Genomic DNA, 17,840 nt, shown 5'->3' on the forward strand with positions numbered 1-17,840 from the left:
AGTCATGTTTATCTTTAGAGATAGATACCGCGTCAAATGGCCAACAAGCAGTAGAAAAACTTGTTAACTCGGTGGCCAATAATCATCAATACCACTGTGTATTTATGGACTGCCAAATGCCTATATTGAATGGTTATGATGCAGCAAAACAAATAAGAGCTGGTGAAGCAGCGCCTCAAAATATTGATATTCCCATAGTCGCTATGACTGCTAATGCAATGATGGGTGAAAGGCAAAAATGCCTAGATGCAGGTATGAGTGATTACATCACTAAACCAATCTCTGCAGAAGTATTAGTTGCAACGGCTACAAAGTGGTTGTCTTCAACTTTTATAAAAGAAGCTCTATTGGAAAATAATCAGCTAAAAAAAATTAATAAACCAATCCCTGATACTTTAGATAGTCAAAGTTTACCTGATTGGGATAAAGATAACGCGCTATCTCGGTTATTAAATAATGAAGAGCTACTTATAAAAGTATGTGAATTATACCTTCAGAGTACACCAAAGAAGCTAGAAGAACTTGAGGATGCAATAAATAACAATAATTTATCGCAAATATCAAAACTAAGTCATGGCTTGAAAGGTTCATCGGGTGATGTCGGTGCAGCTAACTTGCATAAATTATTTGATGAATTAGAAGTAATGGCCAGTGAAAATGCCATGGGCAGTATGAAGAATAAATTAGAGCTCATTCAAACTAGCTACAAAAAACTCGAATCAACGATTAACAGCTACTTAGAGATACAACCCAGTAGTTAGCATTTTAGTGGTGATAATGAATAAACCACTGAAAATATGTATTGCTAATTAAAGTTAAAAGCGCCTAAAGGCGCTTTTAATTTTTGAGTGTATTGCTAACCAATACCACCAAAAAATATAAAAGCACATAGGATATTTATTCTTACTCGCTATACTGGTCAATTATAACTTTTAAACTATTGAATTCTATAGGCTTGTTTATAGTGTTAGTTATACCCGCTGCCACGTACTCAGGCTCGTCTTTTTCAGTGATGTTTGCAGTAACGGCAATAATGGGTACATCGTGGTAATTGGCTAGTTCCCTAATATATTTAGTTGCCAAAAGCCCGCCCATTACCGGCATTTGAATATCCATCATAATTAAATCAAATTGTTGTTTAGTACATAGCTCAAGCGCTATTTCACCATTATCTGCCACGGTTATATGTTTAATACCCATTGCTTTTAAAAAGCTTTCTAGCACGATTTGATTTACCGGATTATCTTCGGCAATTAATACCTGCACATCTTTATTTTTAATAGTTACATCGGGTAATTGTGCTTGTTGTTTAACGTTTGTATTTGCAATGGGAATATTAAGCCTTAGCTGAAAATAAAATCTCGAACCCTTATCCAATTCACTTTCTACTTGTAAATTACTGCCCATTAAGTTTAATATTTTACTAGAAATAGTTAATCCAAGTCCTGTACCGCCAAAACGACGTGTTGTTGAAGTGTCTGCTTGGGTAAAAGCATCAAATAACGTTTTTATACTGTGTTGTGAAATACCTATACCACTATCGATAACGCTAAATAGTAACACCACCTCATTGTTATTTTTCTCTTTTAGATCAACAGACAAGGTTACTGTTCCAAGCTCTGTAAACTTAAATGCATTCCCCAATAAGTTCATTAGCACTTGTTTTAAACGGGTTTCGTCGCCTTGTACCAAATCAACAGAATCTACTTTTTCTTTTACTATTTTAAACTCTATATTTTTATGGTCGGCTTGCGATTTAAAAATTTGTTCCAGCTCATACAATAAAGCACTTAATTTAAACTCTCTGTTTTCTAGTAGCATTTTATCGGCATCGAGCTTACTTAAATCGAGAATGTCATTAAGAATAACCAATAAACTCTTACCTGAAGAGCTAATAACCTCAATCATGCGCTTTTGTTTAGCATCGAGTTCGGTATTACTCACTAGCTGTACCATGCCTAAAATACCGTTCATGGGAGTGCGTATTTCATGGCTCATATTAGCTAAAAATTCAGATTTGATTCGGGATGTTTCCTCTGCCGCTTTTTTTGCTTCAACTAGGCGCTCGTTTAGCACTCTAAATTTATTTGCTGCTTGGGCTAAAAATCCTATTTCATCTTCACGGTTAATATCAGCTATGTTTGCTGAGAAATCACCATTTAAAAATGATCTAAAACTAACGGTGAGTCTGTTAATCGCTTTAATAATATGAAAGTGAAAAAATAAAGCAAAAAGAATAAACAAGGTAACAGACAAAAATAACGACACTTGAATAACAGTTTGCGCGGCATTAATGCTCTCTTGACTGGTTTGCGAAATATCACTAAGCAACAACAATGCATCTTCTTGCAATTTTTTGGCAAGTGCTGAAAATTCAACCGAATCACCGGCAATAACAATATTGCTTAAGGTTAAATAATTTCTATTGGCTTGAATGGCCTGAGCAAATAAAGACTCGAATTTAGTTGTTAAACTATTTAGTTGCTCGACCTTGTTTTGGCCAATCATTTTGTTTGTAGCGCCACTGTTGGTTAATTGTTTAATTAATTTTAGCCGCTGTTTTACTTGGCTACGTTTGGCGTAATCACGTTGAGTTAAAAACAGGATTGAATTGCGGTACAGATGATGCCAATGATCCTTTAGCTGAAACAATAATAAGTCCTTGTCCAGCCTGGCCGTTTCTCCATCCCTGCTTGCTAAGGTAGTCAATGCTAATTCGTAGGTATTTGGTAGCTGTTGCTCAATAATTTTAGACTTTTCATCATATCGTTTTTTAAGACTATCGATACTTTTGCCATAATTTAAAACCAATGATTGCATGGCGTTTAATGAATTTTTAATCTCGGGTTGCTGGATTCGCTGTTGTGCTTCAATTAACCGCGCTTGAATACTTTGATGAGTGCTTTTTATTTTATCAAAAATAACCTCGCTACCCGACACACCATAAACAGAAATATCTCGCTGAATCTGTAAAATATCTTTGTTAATTTCAAATACAACAACTGACAGCCCATTAATGTTCAATACATTTTTACTGGCTTGCTCTATTTTGTCGGTTCGCTCATTAATAACAACGTAAACTATTATTTGTATTAAAATAAAAATAGCCAACGAAGATAATACTTTAATAGATAAAGAACCAATTAACTGTTTTAGCATTCAATTCCCTTATGCGTTTAGTAGTTCAAACCATTTATCTAAACTGTAATCGTAGTTATCCATCACTGTATTCCACACCGCAATATTAGAAAAGCGCTTTTCATAGCTGCCGCCATCGCGAATTTGCCCTGGCATAATTATATTTTTGCCATCGGTACCCGCTAGTGGTTGAGTCGCTTCTTTGCCATCGTACCAATAATCCCATTCGGGGGTGGTAATTATTTCTTTGCTACGTTCTGGATTAGAAATGTAATAACCTTGCTTTGAAATAAATGCACCAGGCCATCCCGATAACCACCAGTTCATATATTCATAAGCGGCGTCTTTTACGTGCCCTACCGTATTAGCAGAGAGACACATCACCCCATGCCATGCTCGATACCCTTCTTTAGGAGATGCATTAACTACTGGTAAACCTTGGGCTCTACATGCAGTCACCCCCGGTGAAAATATGCTTTGAATATGCACGCGCTTTTTAAGCATAAACTCAACTGATTGTGGAACAGATGTCCAAAACCCTGAGAAATGCCCTGCTTGCTTTTTATTAATTAAAATTGCAAACAATTTGTCTATTTCTACAACACTCATATTGGCAATATTATTAAATGTCATCAGCCCTTGTGCTTGGGCTGCCAATGCGGCATCAAAAATGCCTATGGTGGGGGCATTTACCAAACCTACATAGCCTTTATTACTCTCCTCAAGTAACCAGCCCCACGATTCAGTCTCGTAAGCCACGCCCTTAGGTATAAAATTAGTGTTATAGCCAAATGAATCTACATTGTGAACATAAGGCATAAAACTTATTTGATCAGTGGCCTGGCTTCCAAGTGAGCCATCTTGTTGAACATATAAAATTTTATTGGGCGCATCGCCTGCGCCTAGTTTTGCTGTCGGAACTAACTTGCCGGTTTTGGTTAGTGGATTTATTTCCTGCCAATATTTTAGTCTTTCTACTTCAATTGGTTGAATAGCATTGGCTTGCCACAATATATTAATTGAGTCAGACCATTGTTCATATAAATCAAATGAAGAGGGATCGGCGGCTGCTTTTTGTAAAACGGCCGCACTCCCCATAGGGGTAAATTCAATATTAATACCGAGCTCTTGCATGGCACGGACCCTAAGCTCTTCTTGTAAAGTTACATGCGTGCCCATGACTCTGAGCGTAACCGGTTTTTTTGCAAACACATACGGCGCTTTAAATGCGACAGCAGAGGTCGCAGCACCGACCGCTAATGTACTTAAAAATTTACGTCGAGTGACATTGTTAGCCATACTAATCATCCATTTAGTGATTCCCACAATCAGTATAGGTAATAATCGAATAATCACTAACTTAGCGCTTAAAAAACCACTATTTTAATATAATGAGTGATCGTCATAAATAACATGGTCGTTTAAGCATTGTGTAAATTGTTTGAGATAACTCTATCTATCCTTGTTACACTAGCAGTGTTGAAATACCTACTCGATTAAGGCGCTTACCCATGGAAAAATTTGTTAATCACATTCAACTAGGCTATTTAGGCTTACTGCCGTTTTTAGGCTGTGTGGGTTGGCCACTTATGTTTGGCAGTAACAGTGTCAATTTAGAGTTTTTTAGTTTTTACAGCATCGCTATTTTAGCGTTTATGGCGGGTAATTTATGGCATGCAGGGCAACAAAGTTTTGCCGATGCCATTAAAGCTGTGCTTCCGGTCATTCCTATTCCGTTTTTATCATTTTTGCCGATTGAGTGGATGCTTGCGTGGCTAGGCGCGAGTTTTTGGTTGGTACTGCTTTTCGAAAAAGCGTCGATTCATTGGCAGGGTTATCACAAAGATTACCAAAAAATGCGCTTTGTGCTCACATCTGTGGTGTTTGTGTGTCATATCTTAATTATTGGTATGAGTATTTACCCTAAATAACACGCCATTACTTAACCATTGCTCTGTAATAGGGTAACATCCGCGCACTGTATTGAGAGGACACCCCATGATAGACCAATTGCGCCAACAGCTTACTGACCTTGGTGAGAATTTTGTAGAAAAAAACGCCGCTTTTAAAATTAAAGTGATCCCTTTTTTTTGTGCCATAAGCATAAAAAAAGATCATAAAAGCGAAGGTCGTCTTTCTTTTTATTCAAATCAACTCATTGAAATACTAATGGTTGTGTTGTTTGTATTGTTTGGTTTATCTATATTTGATCCTGATGCAGGATTTACCCATGGTCCTATCCATATTGTTTTTGCTATTTTGATTACCTTTAACCTCATTTTAAAACAGGTTGCTATTGAAGGTTTAAAAACACGTTTAGCTATGTACCGATTGCATCAAACACCTCAGCAAACTGATGAGCCCGAAAACCCAAACACATCTTCACGCTGATATGTATTTAAATCCAGATTGGACCATACTTACGGTAGGTGATGGCGATTTATCGTTTTCAAATGCGCTTTATCGTCATATTAAGCCAAAAAAGTTAGTGGCATCCACTTACGACGACCAATCAACTATTGAGCAAAAATACCCAGACAATGCGCTCAATGCTTTAAAGTCGCAAAAGGTAGAAGTACTTAATAGCTTTGATGTAACCAACCCACAATGTTGGCAAACGCTCGGCCAGCATTTACATAGTTTTGATGTGGTTATTTTTCAATTTCCGCTTATTCCTGCGTTTGTTGGTCGCGATGCATTTGAACACAATACACGCCATACCAGCATGAACGTACTTAACCGCGCATTACTGCATCAATTTATAAAATACGCCAATGAGTTTGCTTTAAATACACAAGGTGCAGGGCTATGTTTCATCACTTCAAAAGATGTTAAACCTTATCGAGAATGGAATATTGAAGGCAGTTTAAATACCCATTTAAACGCACAATATCAAGGGCAAATGCCATTTGATATTAGTCACTTTAATGGTTATAAAATTCGCAATGTTGACCGTGATAAACACGTTAAAGACACCAGCGGCATTACCTATGTATTTAGTGAAAAACCCTTACCTGAACTGGCTAGCTTGTTAACTTTGCCTGCTTACTTATCCGATAATTATTGCTCGCTGTGTCGTGTAGGGCCGTTTTTAGCTTACGAGGATAAAAGCAAGCATTTTGCTGCTAAAAAACACCTGCAAATGATCAAACTAGAGCAAGACTGGCAGCAATGGTTAACAGCGTTTTATAAGACAACTTAAATTGCTTGCTTAATTAAATCAGCCGCTTTTTCTGCAATGGCTATCACACCAGCATTGGTGTTGCCGGTAATTATATGCGGCATAATTGAAGCATCAACCACACGCAAATTTTTCACGCCATGTACTTGTAGATGGCTATTCAATACCGCCATGGGATCTTGCCCCATTTTACAAGTGCCTACAGGGTGATATTCAGTCTCAGCCGTTTGCCTAATATACTCAATAAGCTGCTCATTATTGTTAATATCTAGCGGGTAAACCATATTACCTCTAATTACATCAAATGCTTCACTTTGCATAATCTGCAGTGTTTTTTTAAGCCCCGCTAACATCACGTTTAAATCATCGGGGTGGCTTAAATAATTAGGATCAATAAGTGGTGCACTCAAGGGGTTGGCATCGGCTAATCGAATCGTGCCACGGCTTTTAGGTTGCATAATACTACAGTGAATACTATAACCATGGCCTAGGTGCAGTTTACGGCTATGGTCATCCACCAGCCCAATTACAAATTCAAGCTGTACGTCGGGTACTTTTGAATTGGAAAATAGCTTTATAAAGGCATGTGATTCTGCAAAATTACTAGTAAGCTGCCCTTCACGTTTGGCAAACCAATCAACGCATCCTTTTGCAATATTAAACGCCCCACCCGCACTTATACCAAATGTGCCTTTACTGTATTTAGCTTTATACAATGGCACAACAGTTAAGTGGTCATGAAGGTTCTCTCCAACACCAGAAAGCTCGTTTACTATTTCAATATTATGCTGCTTTAGTTGCTCTTTAGGGCCAACTCCCGATAGCATTAAAATTTGCGGTGAGTTAATTGCGCCAGCGCTTAAAACCACCTCTTTTTTTGCATGCAATACAACGGCCTTATTGTTTATAGAAACAGAGACTCCGGTTGCAGTTTTATCGCAAAAAAGCACTTTATTAACGTGTACTTTGCTAAGCACAGTTAGGTTTTTTCGGTTTAAATGGGGGGTTATATACGCTTTTGCCGCGCTACAACGCTCACCTTGATGTTGAGTCACTTGCGATAACCTTGCACCCACTTGCTGCCCTGCGTTTATATCGCCATTGTGCGGTACACCTTGTTGTTCGCAGGCGTTTAAAAACAGCTGATTTACTGGGCTTGGCAGGCTTAAATCCTGCACATGCAAAGGACCATCAACCCCGTGTACATCACTTTCACTAAAGGTTTTATTATTTTCAGCTTTAATAAAATAAGGCAATAAACTCTCATAATCCCAGCCCTCATTGCCCAGTGCAGCCCAACTATTATAATCGTGCTTATTACCTCGAATATAAACCATGGCATTAATGGAACTTGAACCGCCAAGCACTTTGCCACGAGGCATAAATCCGCAGCGATTATTAAGTTCTTTTTGAGGTACCGTATTGTAATGCCAGCTATTAATGCCATAAGGCACGCTTGCAGCAACCCCTGCAGGCATTTGAACCATTGCACCTTTATCACTGCCGCCCGCTTCAATTAAGCACACACTAACATTTTTATTTTCAGATAATCGCGATGCAATAACGCAGCCTGCACTGCCTGCGCCAACAACAATGTAATCAAATGTAGTGATATGCATACTTATTCTCCAATTAAAAAACCAGTTTGCATGGAACATCGAATAAAAACTTGTTATTTTTAGACATCCTCACGCAAAAGTATATTTTATGAGCCGTTTGATTAGAGCCACTTCTTTACAAGGAATAGACCATTTAATTGCAGAACTTGGGGGAGATTTCGCTGCCATAATGCAGCAGTGCGCCATTAATGTGGACTTTAATAAACTAGAGCAAGAGACCCTTACTTACCGCGCATATGCACAGCTATTAGAGCATTGCGCGAATACACTAAATTGTCCAAATTTTGGTTTAAAACTAGCAAGCCTGCAAAGCTTTGATATTTTGGGCCATATTGCAATAGCCGCTCAAACAGGCACTAATTTAGCCGAGGCGCTAGATTGGGTGATAAAATATTTACACTTGCATACGCCAGCGCTTAATTTAACCACTCATCCACTTGATGATAATAAACACGTGTTTTTATCATTCGCTATAAATCTCAGGCCATTACCAGCAATAAACCAAGTAATAGAGCTCACCATTGCATTGGCCATTGCTACCTTAAAAAATATGAGTAATGGTCGCTGTAAGCCACAAAGTGTATTTTTACCTCATACCCTAGGCGCAAATAAGCAGACCTACCATCAGCATTTTGGGTGTAAGGTTATTACCCATAGAAATAGCGCCGGTGTATTAATTGCCAAACAAGACTTAGATTTAACACTTAACATAACTAAGCAACATAAAACCCAAGCAGCACTTAACTTTTTAGCTGAAAATAATGCCCATAGTCAATCTTTGCCTGCTCAGGTAAGCGCGCTTATTCGCATTATGCTGCCGATATTTCAAAGCGCTAATAATACTATTGCCGCTGCGCTTAATATTCACCCTCGCACCTTGCACCGAGAACTTAAAAAGCACGATACTAGTTTTGTAAAGCTCAAAGACGCCACTCGCCGCGCCTTATGTGAGCACTATTTATTACAAAACCAATTGTCGGTGACTCAAATTTCAGAGCTTTTAGGTTATCAGGAGCAAGCTACGTTATGTACTAGCATTAAACGTTGGTTTAATTGCTCTGCCCGCGCATTTAGAGCCAAACATTGTTAAACTGCGCTCTTGTTTAAAAACAGCAAAGGCTATTCATGAATTTTGTAATTGTAGGTACTAATTTTATTAGCGACACGTTATTGGCAGCGGCTAATACACTCAGCAATTTTAATTTATACGGTATTTGCTCTCGCCAAATAAGCAGCGGCGAGCGCTTTTTAGCTAATCATCCAACAAATACCGATGCTAAAATTTTTACCTCTATTGATGCTGTGTGCCAAGATGAACAAGTAGACGTAGTTTATATAGCGGCGCCAAATAGCCTGCACAGTGCATATACAATACAGTGTTTAAAAGCGGGCAAACACGTATTAGGCGAAAAGCCCTCAGCGGCTAATAGCAAGCAACTTGCGGCTATTTTAACTGCGGCAAAGCAGCATCAGTGCCTTTATATGGAAGCGATGATGACAACGCACTTACCTAATTTTGCGCACTTACAAGCTGCCTTAAAAAGAATAGGCACACCACGTAAGTTTATTGGTCAATTTAGTCAGTACTCATCACGTTACGACAAGTATAAAAATGGTGAGCGCCCTAATACTTTTTTACCTGAATTTGCTAATGGTGCCTTACTAGATTTGGGTATTTACCCACTTTATCTCGTTATTGCATTATGGGGAGCACCACGCTCTGTTCACGCCAGCGGCGTATTACTTGAAAGTGGTGTGGATGGTGCAGGCGATGTGCTTTTAAATTATCCCGACAGACAAGCGGTGATCAGCTATTCGAAAATTTCACAAGGCGAAAATATCACTGAAATTCAGGGGGAATTAGGTCGAATTAGAATTGAAGCCGTGTCGCAGCTTAAAAAAGTAGAGTTTATTGCTAACAATGGTCATAAAGAGCTTATTAGCACGGAATTTGACGAGCACTTTATGAAGTACGAACTCGAGAACTTTATCAATACCATTGAGCAAAATCAGGGAGAGTCTAGCGTTAATACTCATCAGCTTTCTGTCGATGTAATGCAAGTACTTGATACCGCACGCGCACAACTTGGTGTTGTTTACCCAGCAGATTTATCCTCTGAATAAAACAAAAACTACCGGCTAAGCGATAAGCGTATTTTATCGCTTGGCCTTTGAGACACTTTACTAAACACTGCTATTTTGAATTAAGCTTAAAAAGATCACAAAATTTGACTTACCTCTGAGATCAAAAGCAGGTAACATGCCGCCAAAATTCATCGCAATCTTTAAGGACATCCATGCAAAAATCAACCAAAGATCTATTACTGGCTATTTTATGCATATTGCTAGCAATGATGACGATTCAGTCAGGCGCGTCACTGGCTAAACAGCTTTTTCCTATTGTTGGGCCTGAGGGCACAACCGCCTTACGTTTGGGATTTTCGGCCGCTATTCTGTGTTTGATTTTTAAACCGTGGAAACACTTCCCCGTTGCTAGCCAACGCTTACCCATATTAATTTATGGCTTAAGTTTAGGCGGCATGAATATTCTATTTTATTACGCGATAGAACGTATCCCATTAGGTATTGGGGTTGCGCTTGAATTTACAGGCCCATTAGCTGTCGCGTTGTTTTCTTCTCGCAGAAAACGTGACTTATTTTGGGTTGCCTGTGCAGTGGCCGGTATTTTATTACTTTTACCTGATATGAAAGGTCAAGACAGCCTTGATCCAGTCGGTGTAGTACTCGCACTTGCGGCGGGTGCCTGTTGGGCTGGCTATATTTTATTTGGTAAAAAAACAGGCAGTCAAAGCTCTGGTGGCGCAACGGTTGCGATGGGCATGACAATATCAGCCATTGTGCTGGTACCTTATGGCGGCATTTCACAAAGTGCTGCATTTACTTGGGATATTATTCCATTAGGTATTGCTATCGCCGTGCTTTCAAGCGCCCTGCCTTATACTCTTGAAATGATTACTTTACGTAATATGTCGCCACAAGGTTTTAGTATTGTAATGAGCCTAGAACCTGCAATTGCAGCACTCGCTGGCTTAGTTATTTTAGGTGAACTGCTAAGCATTTGGCAGTGGCTGGCTATTTTACTGGTGATTATTGCCTCGGTAGGCAGTTCAATGTCTAATGGTAAAAAGCAGCCTGCTGCTTAGAGTTTAATAATTTAATTGCGTCATGAACTATCATGGCGCAACTTCTCATCTCCTATTTTACAACTCCCTCTTAGTATAATTAAGCCTACGCCTCACCTAACTTTGAATTATAACGTCTTTATATAACTAGCTATTGTACTTATAACAATAAGCATTAACTTTTTGTGTGCATTATTTATACAAACACTTTGTTTTATTTAAACTTTAAATTTAAGCAAAAACCCGCAACCTAATTTTTATTCTAAAAAAGTGAATTAAAATTCATATTTTTATTTCCATCAACAAAACTCCCTGATATTATTAGCGCTCATTTATTAACGTACTCAATCTAACTGGGATCAATTTTTATGTTTAAACCAAGCCTGTTAACCTTGGCTGTATCAAGCGCACTGAGCGGTGTATTATTTAGCGATAATGCAACAGCACAAGAGCAAATTATTGAAAAAAATAAATCGCTTGAAGTTATTGAGGTTACAGCAACACGCCGAAGTGGCTCTATTCAGGCTGCGCCTCTTAACATTACTGCGCTTGATGCCGATGTAATGAAAGACCAAAATATCAGCGAATTAGCCGATGTAGCGCGTTGGGTGCCAGGTTTAACAATTACTGATCAAGGTGGTCGCTCTGGCTCGCCTATTATTGTGCGTGGATTAAATACAAATTCATCAGGCCCTTCATCAGATGGCGGCACGGTAGCCACTTACATTAACGAAATTCCAGTATCGGTAGATATGCGCCTTGTTGATGTAGAACGAGTGGAAGTACTTATTGGACCGCAAGGCACATTGTATGGCGCAGGCACATTGGGTGGCGCTATTCGTTACATGCTTAAAGAGCCAGAGCTTGATTTTATATCAGGTGAAGTATTTGGTGATGTTTTTCAAACTCAAGAAAGTGATTCGGTCGGTGGCGAAACTGGTTTTATCTTCAATTTACCATTGATTGAAGACAAACTGGCGGTACGTACCAGTTTAAATATTTATGAAGACCCAGGGTTTATTGACTACGCCTACACCGTTCGTGAACCAGGTGTGTCGATTACCGACCCTGATTGGACAAACCTTGATGCGGTTAATAGTAATCTTAAAAATGTAAAAGACGCCAACGGTGAAACCACCACAACTGGGCGTATTTCATTGCGTTACAAGGCAAACGAGTCATTCGAAGGCACATTAAACTACTTCTATCAAAAGCAAGACACCGAAGGCCGCTCAATTGTTCATCACAATAGCCTTAACGAAAATAATGGTTTAAATGATCGTATCGGCAAATACGAGTCAGCGTACCGTTTTGAAGAGCCACGGGAAAAAGAAGATCAATTACTGAGCCTCGAACTTAAAGCCGACTTAGGTTTTGCCGAACTGGTATCAGCTACCGGTATTTCACACTTTGAAGCCGATGGTCAACGCGACCAAACTGATCTTTTAATTCGTTTAGACTATGGCTACGAAGAGTTTCCTTCGTTTTCAGCGTTTACTCGTGAATTAGACGAAGTCGATACCTTCACTCAAGAGCTACGTTTGGTCTCACAAAGCGATAGCGACCTAAGCTGGATTGTTGGTGGTTTTTACAACAAAACCGACACTGATGCATCAAGCAGAGAGTTTACGCCAGGCTTTGATCAGTTCGCAGTTGATAATTTTGGTGGCGCACAGCTAAGACCAGACTCTTTAGAGTATTTAGAAATTACTGGCAGCAAAGTCACTGAGTCTGCACTTTTTGGTGAAGTGGGTTACCAAGTAACCGATAAATTCGACATTACCATTGGCGCGCGCTTTTACGAATACGACGTAGAATCAAAAGCGGCTTTTGATTTCCCATTAGCAAATACCTTGTATGAAGGTGCTGCACCTGATGCAATTTCAGTTAACTTTGAAGAAAACGAAGCCGGTGACAACGGTAATCTGTTCAAATTTAATGCTAAATACCAATTTACAGATTCAGTAATGGCGTATGCAACCATTAGTGAAGGCTTTAGAATTGGTGGCTCAAATGGCTTAGTGCCTTGCCCAACACCTCTACCTGAGGACCAACAAACAGGCTGTGGTACACCAGATGAAATGCTATACGATGCCGATACAACCACCAACTATGAGCTAGGCTTTAAAAGTACCTGGATGAGAAGCCAGCTACACTTTAATGCTGCACTATTTAATGTAGATTGGGATAACGCACAAATTGCCGGTGCAACAACAGTAGGCCAATTACCGTATTTATCAAATGCTGGTAGCGCAAATGCGAAAGGGATTGAAATTGCCACGCGTGCAATTTTATCAGACTCGTTTACTGCCTATGCAACTTATGCCTATACAAAAGCAGAACTAACCTCAGACGCTCCGTATTTATTTAATGCCGATGGCACTGATGGCGCAAAAGATGGCGACCGTTTACCGGGCTCACCTGAGCACCAGTTCTCTATGGGGATTAACTACCAAACAGAAGTATTTAACGACAAAACCCTTGATATTAACTATGGTTTAACCGCACAAAGTGATGTAATTTCAAAAGTAGGCCTACGTGACAACGGTGAAGCACTCCCGGGTTATAGCTTAAGTAATATTTCAGCTAAATTAACCGCCGATGCATGGTCGACTACTTTATATGTAGATAACCTATTTAATAAATATGCGGTTACTTCTGTTCGTCGCTCAGATGCGGATATTACAACAGCGAATGGCGCAGACATACAACGTAACTATGGTTACTATATTAATCGCCCGCTTACTGTTGGCATTAAATTTAACTATAAGTTTGAAATATAATTAAACGATACGTTGGGAATATAATTAAGCGATAAGTTTAAGTACAATCAAAAGGCTCAAATTAATTTTGAGCCTTTTGATTTTGTAAGTACATTATTTATAAGAGTATTCATGCAGCCAAACTTAAAGCAACTACACCAAAGCGCTATAAACAATCTAAACCAAGGCAACATTCAGCAAGCGCATAAAGCACTGGTAGAGCTAGTGACACTGCAGCCTGACTTTGCTGATGGCTACTTTTTACTCGCCATGGTTAATTTGCAGGTTGGCCAAATTTACAAAGCGATAAAGCTAATTGAAAAAGCATTAAGCTTTACCCAGTCTATTGAATATACTGCGCAACTTGCCAAGTGCTACGCTCTTACGGGCGACTTACAAAAAGCAAAAAACACCGCCCTCAGCGTTAAGATTATACATATTAGTAAAGCACTTGATGCCGATACATTAGGCGTCGCGCTCACGCAAGCAGGTTTACATCAGCATGCTGCTGACTATTTTAAATGCGCGTTAAATTTAGCTGCGGCAAGTAACAGCAGCCAACCGCAGTTTTATTATAACTATGGAGTATGCGCTAAGTTTTTAGGCCAGTTTGATAAAGCACAGCAAGCGTTTGAAAATGCCATTGCACTGAACCCGCTTCATCATCAAAGTCATTTTGCCTTAGCCGATTTAACTAAAGTCACCGAACATAATAACCACATAGCGCGATTAAAAAATGTATTTGAACAGGTCAATCATCCCGACGCTAAACTGCATATAGGTCATGCGCTCGCAAAAGAATATCAAGACCTAGGAGAATTTTCAGCAGCCTTTGCCGCGTTACAACATGGTAAAGCAGCAAAACTCGCTAATAAGGCGTTTGATAACCAAGCGTCTGAGGCTTTATTTGCACATATTAAACAGCTCAGTGATAAGTACAAAAACCAACAAACAGCTGGCAACCAAAGCAGTGAGCCAATTTTTGTATTAGGCATGCCGCGCTCTGGCACCACATTAGTTGAGCGCATTTTATCAAGCCACAGCGACGTACAATCAGCAGGCGAACTGCAAGACTTTGGCCTAAGTGTAAAAAAACTCAGCCAAACACCCACGCCTCAAGTACTCGATATAGACACTTTAAGCCAAGCTTACCAGCTTGATTTTGCAAAACTTGGCAGCACTTACCTTGAAGCTACCCGTGTTGTAACCGGCAGCCATAAACACTTTATTGATAAACTACCGTTTAACTTTTTTTATATCGATTTAATTACCAAAGCACTGCCAAACGCCAAAATAATTTGCCTACTTCGCGACCCCATGGACACCTGCATTGGTAACTATCGTCAGCTATTTACCATTAACAACCCATATTATGCTTACTCCTTAGACTTACTCGACACCGCTAAATTTTACAGCCGCTTTTATAAACTGATGCAGCACTTCAGCAAACTGCACAGCAATATTAAACTAGTAAAATACGAAGAACTCATCGCCGGACCAGAGCAAAAAATAAAAGAGTTAGTGAGCTATTGCGACTTAGACTGGCAACCGCAGTGCCTTGATTTTCATTTAAACACCGCACCGGTATCAACCGCTAGCAAAATGCAAGTGCGCCAACCGCTTAACAACAAGGCCATAGGCCGCTGGAAAAAGTTTAAACCCTATACCAATGAAGCACAGACCCATTTAGTTAATGAAGGAGTGATAGGTTTAATTAAATAACAAAAATTGTTACGTGGGCGGGTAGTTCAGTTTGATTAATTTGAAAGTTACCGGATGGATATAAATTTTTAGGTTGAATGTATTTGAGGTTCTTCTCTGTTAACTTACCCTACTCCACTTAAGGAAAACCCCAACGCTACCATAAAAAACTAACAAAAAGTAATGCACCAATTACTACAGCAGCTATAAATAAGTATTTACCAAGCTTAGCATTGTGTTTAAGAGATTCTTGATGTTTAGCCTTAAGCATAAGTAATTGTGCTTCGTTTAAATCGGAACAATGCGTACATTTATCCAAAAACTCAGAATAATACAGCTCACACCTATCACATCGTTTTTGTTTAGGTTGCTTAGATCTCCATGATATGCTCATACCTAGAGACATTATAACTTCCACTCAAGAGTGTTAGTGTACTCAACCTTAACCAGCCTACCACTTAATAACGCAGGCTTAAATCTCCATAGCTTTAAAGCCCGTAAACCTTCCTTTTCAAATACACCTTTTGGGACAGATTCAATTACTTCAACTCTTTCTAACGCACCAACTTCATTCACTATTGCTTTGAATTTTAAGTAGCCCTCTACGCTATTTTTAGCTGCATCTTCAGGATATTTTGGTTCAATCTTCACAACCCATTTAGCAGGTGAATCTGTTTGTGTATTGGTATACACAGTACTTGAATTTGCCGCTTCATTAGTACTATTTCAACCAACCAGTAAAAGGACTAAAAATATAGTTATGTACTTCAAAGACTACCCCTAAAAATATAGCTAAATAAAATGTACAACTAGTGGCTAAGTTTACTAAAGTGTGCAGCAACACGAAACAAAACCAACTATTATGCATTCAATAATTTATGGCCTTGTTATATGTACTATTGCATTAACAAATCAGATAAAAACTTTATACTATTTATTTCAACTTTACCGTCAGATGACTGCAAACCTAATTGAATATGAGCTAATCCTGTATCAAAGGTTACAGGTACCTGATAAACAGCATATGTAACACTTGAGCTACCAACTGGAGATAACGTTTTCCAATTTTGCAACTCTGCTTTACCGACTGATTGAAATACACCTAATGTAGCAACCTTTTTTACGTACAACCCCCATTGCTCTGAAGTTGCACTAGTGTAACCTTGCTCAGACATTAGCTCTTTAAAAGGAGTTACTTCCCACGTTTAGGGATTGCCTTTACAATAAAAGGCTCAAAGACAGCCTCTTTATCAACAGTATTTATGGATGCAACAACTCCAATACCAATGAAAAATATAACAACACTTAAAATTCCAAAACCTAGATATTTGAAGAGTTTCTTCACCATAACTCCTTGTACATACAACCGCTTTATCAGTTAACACATTCCAGCGTGAAAATGCCCTTATTTTATTAACTTATATTAATAACAAATAGTGTAAGTTATTACCAGCTATAAATTTTATGCTTAATGCAGGTTATTTCGCTATGTAAAAAAGGGAGGGTTTCTTTTTATTCTTACTAAGTTAAAAACGACTCACCTGAATGATCGTTCATCGCTCTTTGCCGAAGTATGCCTGTGTGCTATGAGAGGACATTGAGCACCATAGTCACTTGTTAGCATTAAAACTCTGATACTTATTCCGTGCGATAAAGAACCATACAGAAAAGCAGCCTGCGCATAAGTACCCGAAAAAAATCAAAAATGTAGCACTATTGATTTTTATACCTGTTGATATCGAGGCAACTAATAAGAGATTAGCTGTAAGCCCTGAGAATAGAATACCAACAAGTACATCATTAACGGGCTTTAAGTTTGACGCTGCTATAGAAACACCCAAAAAAGCAATTAAAAACCAATAATGGTTTTCATAAAATTCACCCTGAGATATCAGAATAAAGATCGCCACAACGGTATAAATTAAAAAATTAAGTAGCGATGTTATTTTCAATAGACTATCCAAGTTGACTCCTTAATGCTAACACCCGATTAAGGGGTAAAAACCGGTCTTGTTTTTATGATCTTCAATCGTTTGTTATACGATGCCCAATTCATTCCGCATTTCCAAAAAGATGAGTTTTTGTAATTCAATAAGCCTTTTACCCTCACCACTTAACTCTGTAGACATATAATCTTGAGAAATTCTATTGGCCTCCTCTGGATCAGTAATGAACTTGGTAGCATTTGTATTCATCCAATTCAGAAACTCAACTGTTTTTTCTTGGGTTAATTCTAGAGACTCTACATATTCATCTAGTAATTCAAGAAGCTTTTCACCAGCTTCAAGCCTTAACC

At 38.8% G+C, this 17,840-nt stretch carries 16 protein-coding genes; 9 read left to right on the forward strand and 7 right to left on the reverse strand.

The features are described from left to right. Positions 1 to 761: response regulator (locus P20439_RS05625; RefSeq protein WP_036933002.1), on the forward strand; the 761-nt coding region annotated here is incomplete at its 5' end. Between the two features lie 142 nt (positions 762 to 903). Here P20439_RS05625 and P20439_RS05630 read toward each other — a convergent pair. Both P20439_RS05630 and P20439_RS05635 read right to left on the reverse strand, forming a co-directional pair. Next, the gene (locus P20439_RS05630; protein WP_008465204.1) at positions 904 to 3,159 is read right to left on the reverse strand and encodes an ATP-binding protein; all 2,256 of its coding nucleotides are present in this window, start codon (positions 3,157 to 3,159) and stop codon (positions 904 to 906) included. 9 nt (positions 3,160 to 3,168) lie between these two features. Then, positions 3,169 to 4,437 carry a PotD/PotF family extracellular solute-binding protein gene (locus P20439_RS05635; RefSeq protein WP_008115661.1) on the reverse strand — a complete coding sequence of 423 codons (1,269 nt, stop codon included), beginning with the start codon at positions 4,435 to 4,437 and terminating at the stop codon, positions 3,169 to 3,171. A 212-nt stretch (positions 4,438 to 4,649) separates the two neighbouring features. On the opposite strand from P20439_RS05635, the gene P20439_RS05640 reads away from it, so the two are divergent. The 3 genes from P20439_RS05640 to P20439_RS05650 all read left to right on the forward strand — a co-directional run bounded on the left by P20439_RS05640 (position 4,650) and on the right by P20439_RS05650 (position 6,340). Further along, on the forward strand, positions 4,650 to 5,069 hold the full coding sequence (locus tag P20439_RS05640) for a DUF3429 domain-containing protein (protein WP_008115664.1): 420 nt from the start codon (positions 4,650 to 4,652) through the stop codon (positions 5,067 to 5,069). 67 nt (positions 5,070 to 5,136) lie between these two features. Beyond that, entirely contained in the window at positions 5,137 to 5,529 is a 393-nt protein-coding gene (locus P20439_RS05645; RefSeq protein WP_008115665.1) for a hypothetical protein, read from the forward strand. A gap of 1 nt (position 5,530) precedes the next feature. After that, positions 5,531 to 6,340, forward strand: a complete 810-nt coding sequence (locus P20439_RS05650; protein WP_008115666.1) for a class I SAM-dependent methyltransferase — start codon at positions 5,531 to 5,533, stop codon at positions 6,338 to 6,340. Here the strand turns inward: P20439_RS05650 and P20439_RS05655 are convergent. Beyond that, positions 6,337 to 7,938 (reverse strand): GMC family oxidoreductase, encoded by a 1,602-nt coding sequence (locus P20439_RS05655; RefSeq protein ID WP_008115667.1) that lies wholly within the window; start codon positions 7,936 to 7,938, stop codon positions 6,337 to 6,339. The genes P20439_RS05650 and P20439_RS05655 overlap by 4 nt on opposite strands. Positions 7,939 to 8,026: 88 nt before the next feature. Between P20439_RS05655 and P20439_RS05660 the strand changes: the two genes are divergently transcribed. From P20439_RS05660 to P20439_RS05680, 5 genes are all read left to right on the forward strand, one after another. Continuing rightward, the gene (locus P20439_RS05660) at positions 8,027 to 9,028 is read left to right on the forward strand and encodes an AraC family transcriptional regulator (protein WP_008115668.1); all 1,002 of its coding nucleotides are present in this window, start codon (positions 8,027 to 8,029) and stop codon (positions 9,026 to 9,028) included. A gap of 35 nt (positions 9,029 to 9,063) precedes the next feature. After that, entirely contained in the window at positions 9,064 to 10,062 is a 999-nt protein-coding gene (locus P20439_RS05665; RefSeq protein ID WP_008115670.1) for a Gfo/Idh/MocA family protein, read from the forward strand. Positions 10,063 to 10,235: 173 nt separating this feature from the next. Next, positions 10,236 to 11,102: a DMT family transporter gene (locus P20439_RS05670; RefSeq protein WP_008115672.1), complete on the forward strand. Its 867-nt coding sequence runs from the start codon at positions 10,236 to 10,238 to the stop codon at positions 11,100 to 11,102. Between the two features lie 347 nt (positions 11,103 to 11,449). After that, entirely contained in the window at positions 11,450 to 13,864 is a 2,415-nt protein-coding gene (locus P20439_RS05675) for a TonB-dependent receptor (RefSeq protein WP_008465210.1), read from the forward strand. A gap of 111 nt (positions 13,865 to 13,975) precedes the next feature. Beyond that, complete coding sequence (locus P20439_RS05680) at positions 13,976 to 15,565, forward strand: sulfotransferase (RefSeq protein WP_008109488.1); 1,590 nt, start codon at positions 13,976 to 13,978, stop codon at positions 15,563 to 15,565. A 384-nt stretch (positions 15,566 to 15,949) separates the two neighbouring features. Here the strand turns inward: P20439_RS05680 and P20439_RS05690 are convergent, their stop codons facing one another. From P20439_RS05690 to P20439_RS18595, 4 genes are all read right to left on the reverse strand, one after another. Beyond that, complete coding sequence (locus P20439_RS05690) at positions 15,950 to 16,195, reverse strand: energy transducer TonB (protein WP_242376005.1); 246 nt, start codon at positions 16,193 to 16,195, stop codon at positions 15,950 to 15,952. A 245-nt stretch (positions 16,196 to 16,440) separates the two neighbouring features. After that, the gene (locus tag P20439_RS05695) at positions 16,441 to 16,719 is read right to left on the reverse strand and encodes a hypothetical protein (RefSeq protein ID WP_008109478.1); all 279 of its coding nucleotides are present in this window, start codon (positions 16,717 to 16,719) and stop codon (positions 16,441 to 16,443) included. A gap of 17 nt (positions 16,720 to 16,736) precedes the next feature. Beyond that, positions 16,737 to 16,892 (reverse strand): hypothetical protein, encoded by a 156-nt coding sequence (locus tag P20439_RS18590; protein ID WP_158307800.1) that lies wholly within the window; start codon positions 16,890 to 16,892, stop codon positions 16,737 to 16,739. 688 nt (positions 16,893 to 17,580) lie between these two features. Then, positions 17,581 to 17,840 (reverse strand): hypothetical protein (locus tag P20439_RS18595; protein WP_036933009.1); only part of this gene is annotated, 260 nt, incomplete at its 5' end.

It is taken from the genome of Pseudoalteromonas sp. BSi20439, assembly GCF_000241165.1.
Taxonomy (GTDB): domain Bacteria; phylum Pseudomonadota; class Gammaproteobacteria; order Enterobacterales; family Alteromonadaceae; genus Pseudoalteromonas.

Coding starts and splice junctions, on each gene's coding strand:
- P20439_RS05630 (WP_008465204.1), bottom strand. CDS start 3,159: ATGCTAAAACAGTTAATTGGTTCTTTATCTATTAAAGTATTATCTTCG.
- P20439_RS05635 (WP_008115661.1), bottom strand. CDS start 4,437: ATGGCTAACAATGTCACTCGACGTAAATTTTTAAGTACATTAGCGGTC.
- P20439_RS05640 (WP_008115664.1), top strand. CDS start 4,650: ATGGAAAAATTTGTTAATCACATTCAACTAGGCTATTTAGGCTTACTG.
- P20439_RS05645 (WP_008115665.1), top strand. CDS start 5,137: ATGATAGACCAATTGCGCCAACAGCTTACTGACCTTGGTGAGAATTTT.
- P20439_RS05650 (WP_008115666.1), top strand. CDS start 5,531: ATGTATTTAAATCCAGATTGGACCATACTTACGGTAGGTGATGGCGAT.
- P20439_RS05655 (WP_008115667.1), bottom strand. CDS start 7,938: ATGCATATCACTACATTTGATTACATTGTTGTTGGCGCAGGCAGTGCA.
- P20439_RS05660 (WP_008115668.1), top strand. CDS start 8,027: ATGAGCCGTTTGATTAGAGCCACTTCTTTACAAGGAATAGACCATTTA.
- P20439_RS05665 (WP_008115670.1), top strand. CDS start 9,064: ATGAATTTTGTAATTGTAGGTACTAATTTTATTAGCGACACGTTATTG.
- P20439_RS05670 (WP_008115672.1), top strand. CDS start 10,236: ATGCAAAAATCAACCAAAGATCTATTACTGGCTATTTTATGCATATTG.
- P20439_RS05675 (WP_008465210.1), top strand. CDS start 11,450: ATGTTTAAACCAAGCCTGTTAACCTTGGCTGTATCAAGCGCACTGAGC.
- P20439_RS05680 (WP_008109488.1), top strand. CDS start 13,976: ATGCAGCCAAACTTAAAGCAACTACACCAAAGCGCTATAAACAATCTA.
- P20439_RS05695 (WP_008109478.1), bottom strand. CDS start 16,719: ATGTCTGAGCAAGGTTACACTAGTGCAACTTCAGAGCAATGGGGGTTG.
- P20439_RS18590 (WP_158307800.1), bottom strand. CDS start 16,892: ATGGTGAAGAAACTCTTCAAATATCTAGGTTTTGGAATTTTAAGTGTT.